This window comes from Scandinavium hiltneri (assembly GCF_024764835.1).
GTDB classification, from domain to species: domain Bacteria; phylum Pseudomonadota; class Gammaproteobacteria; order Enterobacterales; family Enterobacteriaceae; genus Scandinavium; species Scandinavium hiltneri.
The window spans coordinates 81,073-93,484 of the sequence record NZ_JALIGE010000070.1; the positions used below are offsets into that span (position 1 = coordinate 81,073).

The 12,412-nt window shown below is 55.5% G+C and carries 9 protein-coding genes; 5 read left to right on the top strand and 4 right to left on the bottom strand.

What is annotated here, in order from left to right; translation table 11 throughout:
- Positions 1-48 precede the first annotated feature (48 nt).
- Positions 49-2,646, bottom strand: coding sequence for a bifunctional aconitate hydratase 2/2-methylisocitrate dehydratase (acnB, locus tag MUU47_RS06270; RefSeq protein WP_258987337.1), 2,598 nt, complete (start codon positions 2,644-2,646; stop codon positions 49-51).
- Between the two features lie 363 nt (positions 2,647-3,009).
- On the opposite strand from acnB, the gene MUU47_RS06275 reads away from it, so the two are divergent.
- The 5 genes from MUU47_RS06275 to MUU47_RS06295 all read left to right on the top strand — a co-directional run bounded on the left by MUU47_RS06275 (position 3,010) and on the right by MUU47_RS06295 (position 8,195).
- Positions 3,010-4,749, top strand: a complete 1,740-nt coding sequence (locus MUU47_RS06275) for a DUF3300 domain-containing protein (RefSeq protein ID WP_258987338.1) — start codon at positions 3,010-3,012, stop codon at positions 4,747-4,749.
- Between the two features lie 12 nt (positions 4,750-4,761).
- On the top strand, positions 4,762-5,556 hold the full coding sequence (locus MUU47_RS06280) for a DUF2950 family protein (protein ID WP_258987339.1): 795 nt from the start codon (positions 4,762-4,764) through the stop codon (positions 5,554-5,556).
- 149 nt (positions 5,557-5,705) lie between these two features.
- Positions 5,706-7,010, top strand: coding sequence for a sensor histidine kinase (locus tag MUU47_RS06285; protein ID WP_258987340.1), 1,305 nt, complete (start codon positions 5,706-5,708; stop codon positions 7,008-7,010).
- Between the two features lie 6 nt (positions 7,011-7,016).
- Positions 7,017-7,628 (top strand): response regulator transcription factor, encoded by a 612-nt coding sequence (locus tag MUU47_RS06290; RefSeq protein ID WP_258987341.1) that lies wholly within the window; start codon positions 7,017-7,019, stop codon positions 7,626-7,628.
- A gap of 87 nt (positions 7,629-7,715) precedes the next feature.
- Positions 7,716-8,195, top strand: coding sequence for a GlcG/HbpS family heme-binding protein (locus MUU47_RS06295; RefSeq protein WP_258987342.1), 480 nt, complete (start codon positions 7,716-7,718; stop codon positions 8,193-8,195).
- A gap of 79 nt (positions 8,196-8,274) precedes the next feature.
- Here the strand turns inward: MUU47_RS06295 and MUU47_RS06300 are convergent, their stop codons facing one another.
- The 3 genes from MUU47_RS06300 to aceF all read right to left on the bottom strand — a co-directional run bounded on the left by MUU47_RS06300 (position 8,275) and on the right by aceF (position 12,399).
- On the bottom strand, positions 8,275-8,559 hold the full coding sequence (locus tag MUU47_RS06300; RefSeq protein ID WP_258987343.1) for a hypothetical protein: 285 nt from the start codon (positions 8,557-8,559) through the stop codon (positions 8,275-8,277).
- A 200-nt stretch (positions 8,560-8,759) separates the two neighbouring features.
- A complete protein-coding gene (lpdA, locus tag MUU47_RS06305; protein WP_159761264.1) occupies positions 8,760-10,184 on the bottom strand; it encodes a dihydrolipoyl dehydrogenase in 1,425 nt (474 codons plus the stop codon).
- Between the two features lie 325 nt (positions 10,185-10,509).
- Positions 10,510-12,399 carry a pyruvate dehydrogenase complex dihydrolipoyllysine-residue acetyltransferase gene (gene aceF, locus MUU47_RS06310; RefSeq protein ID WP_258987344.1) on the bottom strand — a complete coding sequence of 630 codons (1,890 nt, stop codon included), beginning with the start codon at positions 12,397-12,399 and terminating at the stop codon, positions 10,510-10,512.
- Positions 12,400-12,412 lie beyond the last annotated feature (13 nt).

Consider the following 12,412-nt stretch of genomic DNA (forward strand, 5'->3'; position numbering starts at 1 on the left):
AACCCTCTTCCTGGAAGGGAGAGGGTTAGGTTGAGGGGGTCGAAGCTTTTACACTGCGGTCTGGAAAATCACGCCGTCGGCTTTCTCGGTGTACTGAGTCAGCTTGTCAAAGTTCAGATAGCGATAAGTATCCACCGCGGTCTTATCAACCTGCGACACGAAGGTCTGGTACTCTTCCGGCGTTGGCAGTTTGCCGATCAGCGCCGCAACGGCCGCCAGTTCAGCAGAAGCCAGATAGACGTTCGCACCAGTACCGAGACGGTTCGGGAAGTTACGGGTCGAGGTGGAAACCACCGTTGAACCGTCTGCCACGCGCGCCTGGTTGCCCATGCACAGGGAGCAACCCGGGATCTCGATGCGCGCACCGCTCTTACCGAAGATGCTGTAGTAGCCTTCTTCCGTCAGCTGTGCTGCATCCATACGGGTTGGCGGAGCCACCCACAGGCGGGTTGGTAGCTGGCCTTTATGGGCATCCAGCAGTTTACCTGCCGCACGGAAGTGACCGATGTTGGTCATGCACGAACCGATGAACACTTCGTCAATCTTGTCGCCCTGCACGTCAGACAGCAGACGCGCGTCGTCCGGATCGTTCGGCGCACACAGGATTGGCTCTTTGATATCCGCCAGATCGATGTCGATAACCGCCGCGTATTCCGCGTCAGCATCGGCTTCCATCAACTGCGGATCCGCCAGCCATTTTTCCATGCCCTGAACGCGACGCTCAAGCGTACGACGATCGCCGTAGCCTTCCGCAATCATCCACTTCAGCAGCACGATGTTAGAGCTTAAATACTCTTCGATCGGCGCCTGGTTCAGTTTGATGGTACAGCCCGCAGCAGAACGTTCAGCGGAGGCATCGGTCAGTTCGAACGCCTGCTCCACTTTCAGATCCGGCAGACCTTCAATTTCCAGAATGCGGCCAGAGAAGATGTTTTTCTTCCCTTTCTTCTCAACGGTCAGCAGGCCCTGCTTGATGGCATACAGCGGAATAGCATGGACCAGATCACGCAGAGTAATGCCCGGCTGCATTTTGCCTTTGAAGCGCACCAGTACGGATTCCGGCATGTCGAGTGGCATTACACCCGTCGCCGCTGCAAACGCCACCAGTCCGGAACCTGCCGGGAAGGAGATGCCAATGGGGAAACGGGTATGGGAGTCACCACCGGTGCCGACGGTATCCGGCAGCAGCATACGGTTCAGCCACGAGTGGATAACGCCGTCGCCAGGACGCAGGGACACGCCGCCGCGGTTCATGATGAAGTCCGGCAGAGTGTGGTGCGTGGTCACGTCAACGGGCTTCGGATACGCCGCGGTGTGGCAGAAGGACTGCATCACCAGGTCCGCAGAGAAGCCCAGACACGCCAGGTCTTTCAGTTCATCACGGGTCATTGGGCCGGTGGTGTCCTGAGAGCCTACAGAGGTCATTTTCGGTTCGCAATAAGCACCAGGACGCACGCCCTCTACGCCACATGCACGGCCAACCATTTTCTGCGCCAGCGAATAGCCACGGCTGGTTTCAGCCACATCTTTCGCTTGACGGAATACGTCGCTGTGCGGCAGACCCAACGCTTCACGCGCTTTGGTGGTCAGGCCACGACCGATGATCAGCGGAATACGGCCACCGGCTCGCACTTCGTCGATCAGCACATCAGTTTTCAGCTCAAAGTTCGCCAGCAGTTCGTTGGTTTCGTGGTTACGCACTTCACCTTTGAACGGATAAACGTCAATCACGTCACCCATGTTCAGGTTGTTGACGTCGACCTCTACCGGCAGCGCGCCCGCATCTTCCATGGTATTGAAGAAGATAGGTGCAATTTTACCGCCCAGAACCAGACCGCCGCCGCGCTTATTCGGCACGTTAGGAATGTCATCCCCCATGAACCACAGCACCGAGTTGGTGGCGGATTTACGGGAAGAGCCGGTACCGACCACGTCACCGACGTAGGCCAACGGGAAGCCTTTGGCCTGCAGCGCTTCGATCTGTTTGATCGGGCCGACGGCGCCCGGTTGATCCGGATCGATGCCTTCACGGGCGTTTTTCAACATCGCCAGGGCGTGCAGTGGAATATCCGGGCGTGACCAGGCATCCGGCGCCGGAGACAGGTCATCGGTGTTGGTTTCGCCAGTCACTTTGAACACGGTAACAGTCAGTTTTTCAGCAAGCTGAGGACGGTTCAGGAACCATTCAGCCTCGGCCCAGGACTGGATCACCTGTTTGGCGTAGGTATTACCCGCTTTCGCTTTTTCTTCGACGTCGTAGAAGTTATCGAACATCAGCAGCGTATGAGACAGGGCTTTAGCGGCAATCGGCGCCAGCGTGGCGCTGTCCAGCGCGTCAATCAGAGGGTGAATATTGTAGCCGCCCTGCATCGTACCCAGCAGTTCGATCGCTTTTTCAGGGGTCACTAATGGGGAGGTTGCTTCGCCTTTGGCGACTGCAGCAAGGAAACCGGCTTTCACGTAGGCAGCTTCATCGACGCCTGGTGGTACACGGTTAGTCAGCAGATCTAACAGGAATTCTTCTTCGCCCGCGGGCGGTGCTTTCAGCAGCTCGACGAGTGCGGCCATTTGGGTTGCATCTAAAGGTTTTGCAACAATCCCCTCGGCGGCACGCTCAGCTACGTGCTTACGGTATTCTTCTAGCACGACGGTATCTCCTCACTCTCATTATATTTCACATGCGGCCGGCGTTCTCTTCACGCTCCTGTGAGACAGCAGTTAGTAGGGTACTTTAGCCCGATACCGCGTCGGGCAGCATAGCAGGATTTAGAAGGGGTGTTAATCCGTTTACAAAAAAGCAACATTAAAAATTTGCTGAATCGTTAAGGTCAGCATAAAGAAGGTAAAAATCTCTTTTTTGGTCGGGTTAATGGCCTAAGAATCGCTTCAATTGCGCAATACCCCAACAAAAGTCAAAAAGAAAAAATAAGTCGCCCTATACTCCCGGTAATGCTGCCATTTTCGGCAATACTCTCTGACACAGGCCAAATTTTGCGCCAGGAGATAAAAATGACGTTGCCTTTCAAGCCCCATATCCTTGCGCTCATCTGTAGCGCCGGGCTTTTAGCCGCCTCGGGAACACTGTATGTCAAAAGCCGCGCGGCAGATGCACCACCAGCGCCCACTCCTGTCGCACAGCCTGTCGCTGCTGCACCTGCAGCCGTAGCCACACCGACCACAGCCGCCGCACAGCCGGTTACCGCGACCTTTACTTCTGCGCAAATCGATCAGTGGGTCGCACCTATAGCACTCTACCCGGACAACCTGCTGTCGCAGGTGCTGATGGCCTCAACCTACCCGAGCAACGTGCTGCAAGCCGTTCAGTGGTCTCAGGATAACCCGACGATGCAGGGCGATGCCGCCGTGAAGGCCGTCGCTAACCAGCCGTGGGACCCGAGCGTAAAATCGCTGGTTGCCTTCCCCGCGCTCCTGTCGCTGATGGGTGAAAACCCGCAGTGGGTACAGGATCTGGGAAATGCGTTTCTGGCCCAGCCGCAGGACGTAATGGATTCGGTGCAGAAACTGCGTTCCGTGGCCCAGCAAACCGGGACGCTGAAATCGTCCCCGCAGCAGAAAGTGACCACCACCCAAATCGCTCCGCCGCCGCCGGATGCGACATCGACATCAACGACGTCTACGACCCGAAGCAGCACCACCACCGTTGTCGAACCGGCACCGACCACGCAAATTATCAAGATTGAATCCGCCGATCCGAATGTGGTGTACGTGCCGACGTACAACCCAAACACCGTGTACGGCACCTGGCCGAACACTTCATACCCTCCGGTTTATTTACCACCGACCCCGGGCCAGCAATTCAGCAACAGCTACATGAATGGCCTCGGCTATAGCCTCGGCGTCGCTACCACCTGGGCGCTGTTCAGCAGTATCGACTGGGATGACGACCACCATCATCACGATGACGATTACTACCATCACGATGGCGGCTATCACGGCGGCGGGAATAACAACATCAATATCAACGTCAACAACTACAATCATTTCACCAACCAGCATCTGGATGGTAAGAACGTGAACTGGCAGCACAACCCGACGTTCCGTAATAACGTGCCGTACCCGAACAACAACGTGGCGCAGCGGTTCCATCAGACCAACGTCCCTGGCGGCCTGAGCGCCACGCAGCACACCACCGACCAACGCCAGGCGGCGCTGAATCAGTTCCAGCAGCGCACCCATAACGGCGCAGCAGCCGGGCTGACTGCGGGCGGTGTCGCCGCCGTTGCAGGCAATCGCAATTCACAGCGTGAGGCGGCCTCGCAGCAGTTGAACAAAATCACCCAGCGCAGTAACTACCGTGGGTATGACACTCCGCAGAACCGGGCGGCTGCGAAAGATAAGTTGCAGCACCCCACTGCGCAGCAGCAACAGCATCGTCAGGATGTGAAATCTCGAGCTCAGAACCCGACGGCGCAACAACAGCAGCATCGTCAGGAAGTGAAGTCACGAGCCCAGAACCCAACAGCGCAGCAGCAACAGCATCGCGAAGCGGCGAAATCGCAGGTGCAGCAGCACCGAGCCACTATCACCCCTGAGCAGCATCAGCAGCGCCAGCAGAAGGCGCAAAATGTGCGTTCTAACGCGTTCAGTGGGAACGACAGCCGCTCGCCGTCCTGGGAAGCCCAGCGTCAACGGGGAATGCAGAGCCGCAGTTCCGCGCACCTGAACAGTAATCAGCGTGCGGCGGTCCAGCAACATGGGTCTCAACATCGCGAACTGCGTCACCGCTAAGGAGCTGTTGTAATGAAAAAATTGATGATTTCTGGCTTACTGGCGCTGTTTGCCCTACCCGCTTTCGCGCAGCAGCATTTTGCTACGCCAGAGAAAGCCGCTAACGCGCTGGTCGATGCCGTTTCCAGCCAGAACAACACGGCACTGGACGATTTGCTCGGTGAAAACTGGCAGCAGTATTTACCGCAGCAGGAGGCCGATCCCGAAGCCGTAGCACGTTTTCTGCGTGACTGGAAAGTCAGCCATAATATTGTCGAACAGGGCGATACCGCGCACCTGAACGTCGGGCGTGAAGAGTGGCAGTTGCCGATCCCGATGCTGAAAACCGCAGAGGGCTGGCACTTCGATATGGCGCAGGCCGCCGACGAAATTCAGACCCGAGAAATCGGGCGCAACGAGCTGTCGGCCATTCAGGCGATGCACGCCTACGTTGATGCGCAGAACGACTATTACCAGCGCTTCCAGGTCTACGCCAAGAAACTGCTCAGCACTGAAGGCGCTAAAGACGGTCTGTACTGGCCTACTCAGCCAGGCGATGATCCAAGCCCGTTAGGACCAGCCTACAGCCCTGCTGAACCAGGTGAGGGTTATCACGGCTACCTATTCCGCATCATTCCCGACAACGACAAACAGGGCTTTGCGCTGATTGCCTGGCCGGTGAAATATGGTGAAACGGGGATCATGAGCTTTATGATCGATGAGAAAGACAGGGTCTGGCAGATGGATGCTGGCCTGCTGACGCCGTATAAAGTCGAAGCCATTAAGGTTTTTGCCCCAGAGAAACCGTGGCAGGAAATTAATCAGTAAATACCGAAGGGCTCGCATCAGGCGGGCCCTTTTTCATTATCTCCCCGCCCAATCGCGTGAACTCGCGCACATTTCAATATCCTGCTGACGAGCCACCTTGCTCTCTGTGATACTAGTCATCATCAGTGGCGGGATTTTTCGGATGCAGAATGATAACTAAACGCGCGTATCTTCAACGAGGAGTGCTTATCTGGCTCATCGTCTGCCTGCTGAGCAGCGCTCTGCTGTACGCCGAGCAGATCCGCCGTCAGTATTGGGCCTGCGATCGCGTATTCAACGGGTTGTTCAGTACCATCAGCACCGCCCTCACGCAAAATGAATCGGTCATTCCCATTCTCAACGGTGATGAATCGCTTTCGCTGCTACAGCAAAAATTCCCGCAGATTCAGGTGCTGGAAAAAACCGTTCAGCGCCCGTTGAATGCGCCGCGCGTCGAAATGCTTTCGCCGATGAGCTACTGGCTGTATAACCCTTATCGCCAGATTCGGGTACAAATCAATCTCGCGCCGCTGCTGCAAACCGAGTCACGCTTTGCCGATATTCAGCTCAGACTGAGCGTCCCGCCAGCCCAGCGGAAATATCGCTGGCACTGGACACGACAGTTCCCGCAACACTTTCAGCCGTTCATTTTGCAGGCCAGCGCGAACCCTGACTGGCTCGGCGTGGCGCGTTTACCGTATTTCCTGATCCTCGCCACCTGGACTCTGGTTATCAGCATGATAATGCTGCTGTTATGGGGCCGTGAACAACAACGCACCGATCGCCAGCGCGCGGATTTTTATCAGCACGCGCGGCTGAACACGCTCGGCGAAATGGCCGCTGGCGTGGTGCACGAAATTAACCAGCCACTGACGGCGGCCCAAATGTGGATCCAGGGTGGAATACGCCAGCTGGATCAGGGGCACAATGCCGAAGCGCTCCACGCCATGCGCTCGGCACTGACTCAGACTCAGCGAATAAACGAGTTACTCACCCGTTTTCGCACACATCTGACCCAGGAAGCGGTTGCGATGACCAGGGTCAATCTGGAACATAGCTGGCAGCGAGTTGGCAATCTGCTGGAACACGAGCCTGGCTCAAAACACATTCGCCTCACCCATGATTTCAGCGCACGGATAATCCAGGCCGATCGTCTTTGGCTGGAACAGGTGCTGCATAATTTGCTCAACAACGCCATTCAGGCCCAGATGGCAAGTGGGCGTGGCTGGGTGCATATTGCCAGCGCTGCGGTTGGCGATCGGGTGAAGGTGACTATCTCCGACGGTGGTCCAGGCTTTAGCCCGGAGGCACTTAAGCTGGCGCTAATGCCGCTGTTCAGCGAACGCGAAGGCGGATTAGGTTTGGGACTGACGCTCACAGAATCGCTGATGACGCGGATGAATGGCAATATTCAGCTGGCGAATACTCCGGACGGCGGGGCCGAAATCAGTTTGTGGTTTATCAGAGAGACGTAACTATCGATGGAAAACATTATCTACGTGGTGGACGACGACGCGTCGATTCGCGAATCGCTCTCTTTTCTGTTCTCGACCATGCAGTGGTCAACGCAGTGCTTCGACGCCATTGACGCCTTTAGTGCGGTCTGCAAGCCAGAAAGCATGTTAACCGGCTGTCTGCTGCTGGACATGCGGATGCCGGGCCAAAGCGGGCTGGCGTGGATCGAAAAACACAGCGCATCGCACCCGCTGCTGCCGGTGGTGATGATGACTGGCCACGGCTCAATCGACGCTTGCCGTCGGGCGTTTCATCACGGCGTGTTTGAGTTTTTCACCAAGCCGCTGGACGCCGATCTGCTCATCGAGACGGTTTATCTGGCGTTTGCCGAAAGCGAAAAACGCCAACGCGGATGGCAAGAACACACTCGTGCCAAAGCGCTCTTCGCCCAGCTCACCGCCAGAGAAACGGACGTGTTGCATGAGCTAATGACCGGAGCCAGCAACAAAGAGGTCGCGGTGCGCCTGGCGCTCTCAACCCGCACCGTCGAAGCGCACCGGGCGGCGATTTTCAGCAAGCTCGGCGTCAGCAGTCTGGTGCAGGCCATTCGCGAACACGACAAACTGGACTACGTATAATTACCAGGACGGCTCCGTATTCCCCCGAATTACGCTTCCTGTTTTGTCTTGTTAGCATGACTGAACACGACAAAAAGGAAGCCCGCAATGAAAAAACTCATCATCTCCGCCACCCTGATGGCCGGTTTAGTCTCTGCCACGGTTCAGGCTGCTCCCCTGAGCCAGAAGAACATCTCCCTGACGCAGGCCAACAGCCTGGCGCAGGAAGCCATCAGCGCCTGCAGCGCGAAGAATTATCAGGTGACGGTTACCGTGGTCGACAGAGCGGGCGTGGTGAAAGCCGTGCAGCGAACCGACAACGCTGGGCCGCATACCGTTAAGGCCAGCGAAATGAAAGCCTTCACCGCCCTGACTATGAAAAATGCCAGCGGCAAAGTCATGGAAGCGGCGCAGAGCAATGCGGGCGCGCAGAACGTAAAGGATATTCCGGGCCTGCTATTGCTGGCCGGTGGTTTACCGGTGAAAGACGGGAATGAGGTGATTGGCGCTATCGGTATCGGCGGTGCGCCGGGTGGCAATCTGGACGAAGCCTGTGCGCAAGCGGCACTGGATAACGTGAAGGTGTAAAACGTCTGGTCGGTCAGAGCACTGAAGCAGAAGAATGTGAAAACATCCTTCTGCTTTTTATCGCCCGCTAAGCAGTAACTTAGCCCTGATGTGGCATCAGACCAGGCTGTGCGACCACGGCAGAACGTGTGCTGGTCAGCGCATTTTCATCGGCTTTAATGCTGCCGGAGTTTGCGGCCCAAACGCCTTCCTGGGTTTTGGAGATCGCCTGATGCTGAGCATTCAGGTTTTGGCCCATGTTGGCAATATGGGTGGTTTCAGTACCACCGCTGTTGTCCGCCCACGGGATGACCGGATCGTCAGCCAGCGCCAAACCAGAAAACAGAGTTGTGGCCAAGACTGCAGTAGTCAGAAAAGTTTTCATGGAGCACCTCACTATAGTTTTACGCTATAAGTTTACACCGTGATTATTTTCAGAGTAATGAATAGATGTGCACAGATATTTACGCAGAAATGTTTTTAAATAAACGACTTACCGCTTCGCTGAGTATCCACCGGCGGTTTACACGCTTTCTACAGGCATAAAAAAAGCGGCCCGCAGGCCGCTTCTTACATTCAGAAATCTTATTTCTTTTTCGCTTTCGGGTTCGGCAGGTCGGTAATGCTACCTTCGAACACTTCTGCCGCCAGGCCAACGGACTCATGCAGAGTCGGGTGAGCGTGGATGGTCAGAGCGATGTCTTCTGCATCACAGCCCATTTCAATCGCCAGACCGATTTCACCCAGCAGCTCGCCGCCGTTAGTACCGACAATCGCACCACCGATAACACGGTGAGTTTCTTTGTCGAAAATCAGTTTGGTCATACCGTCTGCGCAATCGGAAGCGATAGCACGGCCAGAAGCAGCCCACGGGAAGGTGGACGTTTCGTAGCTGATGCCTTTCTCTTTCGCTTCTTTCTCAGTCAGACCAACCCAGGCAACTTCTGGCTCAGTGTAGGCGATAGATGGAATCACTTTCGGGTCGAAGTAGTGCTTCATGCCCGCAATAACTTCAGCGGCAACGTGACCTTCGTGAACACCTTTGTGCGCCAGCATTGGCTGACCGACGATATCGCCGATAGCAAAGATGTGAGGGACGTTAGTACGCAGCTGCTTGTCGACACGGATGAAACCACGGTCGTCTACTTCCACGCCAGCTTTGCCCGCGTCGAGGTTTTTACCGTTCGGCACACGGCCGATAGCGACCAGCACGGCGTCATAGCGCTGTGCTTCAGCAGGCGCTTTTTTGCCTTCCATGGAAACGTAAATACCGTCTTCTTTCGCTTCAACGGCAGTCACTTTGGTTTCCAGCATCAGGTTGAATTTCTTGCTGATGCGCTTGGTGAAGACTTTAACGACGTCTTTATCTGCAGCCGGGATAACTTGGTCGAACATTTCAACCACGTCAATCTCTGAACCCAGAGAGTGATACACCGTACCCATTTCCAGACCGATGATACCGCCACCCATAACCAGCAGGCGTTTTGGTACGGTTTTCAGTTCCAGGGCGTCAGTGGAATCCCACACACGCGGATCTTCATGCGGAATGAACGGCAGTTCGATCGGACGGGAACCCGCCGCGATGATAGCGTTGTCGAAGTTGATAACGGTTTTGCCGTTTTCGCCTTCCACTTCCAGCGTGTTCGCACCGGTGAATTTACCCAGACCGTTTACCACTTTCACTTTACGGCCTTTGGCCATGCCAGCGAGGCCGCCGGTCAGTTGAGTGATAACTTTTTCTTTCCAGGTACGAATTTTGTCGATATCGGTTTTCGGCTCACCGAAGACGATACCGTGTTCAGCCAGCGCTTTCGCTTCTTCGATAACTTTCGCAACGTGCAGCAGCGCTTTAGAAGGGATACAGCCGACGTTCAGACAAACACCACCGAGGGTGCTGTAACGCTCGACGATGACGGTTTCCAGACCTAAATCAGCGCAACGGAAGGCAGCGGAGTAACCTGCCGGGCCTGCCCCAAGTACGACGACCTGAGTTTTGATTTCAGTACTCATCATGACCTCTGTTATTTATTCCCGACGAAATACCCATTGTCTTTCAAGCCACAGCGGCGTTGGCTGTTCGCCCTCACCCCAGTCACTTACTTGAGTAAGTTCCCGGGGATTCTGGCGCTTGCCGCCTTGCTGCGCCCCGAAATCCATGGGGTATTTATTAAGTTATGTCACTTTCCGCCGGTATGTTCTATCCGCCCGTATTTTACAAAATTGTTAACAATTTTGAAACAACAAACGGCAAACGAATTGTCTTTTTGCGACGATAACCTCATGGTGCGTAATGAGATTACCAGAAAAAAGCCGGCCGATTGGCCGGCTTTTTCGCTTACATCACCAGGCGGCGAATGTCAGCCAGGGTGTTGTTAATGATGGTAATGAAGCGAGCACCATCAGCACCGTCGATGACACGGTGGTCGAAGGAAAGAGACATAGGCATCATCAGACGCGGTACGAACTCTTTACCGTTCCACACCGGCTCCATCGCCGACTTGGACACACCGAGAATGGCCACTTCTGGCGCATTCACGATTGGCGCGAAGTGAGTCGTCCCGATCCCGCCGAGGCTGGAGATGGTGAAGCAACCGCCCTGCATTTCGCCAGCGGTCAGCTTGCCATCACGGGCTTTCTTGGAGATAGCCATCAGTTCGCGAGACAGTTCGGTGATGCTCTTCTTGTTCACGTCTTTAAAGACCGGAACAACCAGACCATTCGGGGTATCAACCGCTACGCCGACGTTGATGTATTTCTTCAGCGTCAGTTTCTGGCCGTCTTCAGACAGAGAGCTGTTGAAGCGTGGCATCTGCTCAAGCGCAGTCGCAACCGCCTTCATGATGAACACCACAGGGGTGAACTTCACGTCCAGTTTACGCTTAGCCGCTTCGTCGTTCTGCTGTTTACGGAACGCTTCCAGATCGGTGATATCGGTTTTGTCGAAGTGGGTAACGTGCGGGATCATCACCCAGTTACGGCTCAGGTTGCTACCCGAGATTTTCTGGATGCGGCCCATTTCCACTTCTTCGATTTCGCCGAACTTGCTGAAGTCCACTTTCGGCCATGGCAGCATGCCTGGCAGACCACCACCGCTTGCGGCAGCAGGTGCTGACTCAGCGCGTTTCACCGCGTCTTTCACGTACGCCTGAACGTCTTCGCGCAGGATACGGCCTTTACGACCGGAGCCTTTCACTTTTGCCAGGTTAACGCCGAATTCGCGTGCCAGACGGCGGATAAGCGGCGTCGCGTGAACGTAAGCGTCGTTCTCAGCGAACTCTGATTTGCCTTCTGCTTTCGCAGCCGGGGCCGCAGCAGGTGCTGCTTTAGCCGGTGCCGGAGCGGCGGCCGCAGGTGCAGCAGCCGGAGCCGCAGCAGGTGCAGCGCCTTCCACTTCGAAGACCATGATCAGAGAGCCGGTAGACACTTTGTCGCCGGTGCTGATTTTGATTTCTTTTACGGTACCTGCGAACGGGGCCGGAACTTCCATTGAAGCCTTGTCACCTTCTACGGTGATCAGTGACTGCTCAGCGGCAACTTTGTCGCCCACTTTCACCATCACTTCAGTCACTTCAACTTCGTCACCGCCGATGTCCGGTACGTTAACGTCTTTTGCGCCAGTCGCAGCAGGTGCTGCTGCCGCAGCCGGAGCTACAGACTGTGCTGGAGCGGCAGCAGGTGCTCCACCCGCTACGTCGAAGACCATAATCAGGGAGCCGGTAGACACTTTGTCGCCGGTGTTGATTTTGATCTCTTTCACCGTGCCTGCGAACGGGGCCGGAACTTCCATTGAGGCTTTGTCGCCTTCAACGGTGATCAGCGACTGTTCAGCGGCAACGGTGTCGCCCACTTTGACCAGGATTTCGGTGACTTCAACTTCGTCGCCGCCGATATCCGGCACGTTAACGTCTTTTGCCGCAGCCGCAGCTGGGGCAGCAGCAGGTGCCGCTTCTTTCTTCTCTTCTGCCTTGGCAGGTGCAGCTGCTGCTGCACCGTCGGCGGAATCGAAAATCATGATCAGTTTACCGGTCTCGGTTTTGTCACCGACAGAGACTTTGATCTCTTTGACGATGCCAGCCTGCGGAGACGGAACTTCCATAGAGGCTTTGTCACCTTCTACGGTGATCAGCGACTGTTCAACTTCAACTTTGTCGCCTGGTTTGACCAGGATCTCGGTGATTTCAACTTCATCAGCCCCGATGTCCGGCACATTGATTTCGATAGCCATTATTTTCTTACCT

Excerpts from the sequence above, each read along its gene's own strand:
- MUU47_RS06275 (WP_258987338.1), top strand. The coding sequence starts at position 3,010 with ATGACGTTGCCTTTCAAGCCCCATATCCTTGCGCTCATCTGTAGCGCC.
- MUU47_RS06280 (WP_258987339.1), top strand. The coding sequence starts at position 4,762 with ATGAAAAAATTGATGATTTCTGGCTTACTGGCGCTGTTTGCCCTACCC.
- MUU47_RS06285 (WP_258987340.1), top strand. The coding sequence starts at position 5,706 with ATGATAACTAAACGCGCGTATCTTCAACGAGGAGTGCTTATCTGGCTC.
- MUU47_RS06290 (WP_258987341.1), top strand. The coding sequence starts at position 7,017 with ATGGAAAACATTATCTACGTGGTGGACGACGACGCGTCGATTCGCGAA.
- MUU47_RS06295 (WP_258987342.1), top strand. The coding sequence starts at position 7,716 with ATGAAAAAACTCATCATCTCCGCCACCCTGATGGCCGGTTTAGTCTCT.
- MUU47_RS06300 (WP_258987343.1), bottom strand. The coding sequence starts at position 8,559 with ATGAAAACTTTTCTGACTACTGCAGTCTTGGCCACAACTCTGTTTTCT.
- lpdA (WP_159761264.1), bottom strand. The coding sequence starts at position 10,184 with ATGAGTACTGAAATCAAAACTCAGGTCGTCGTACTTGGGGCAGGCCCG.
- aceF (WP_258987344.1), bottom strand. The coding sequence starts at position 12,399 with ATGGCTATCGAAATCAATGTGCCGGACATCGGGGCTGATGAAGTTGAA.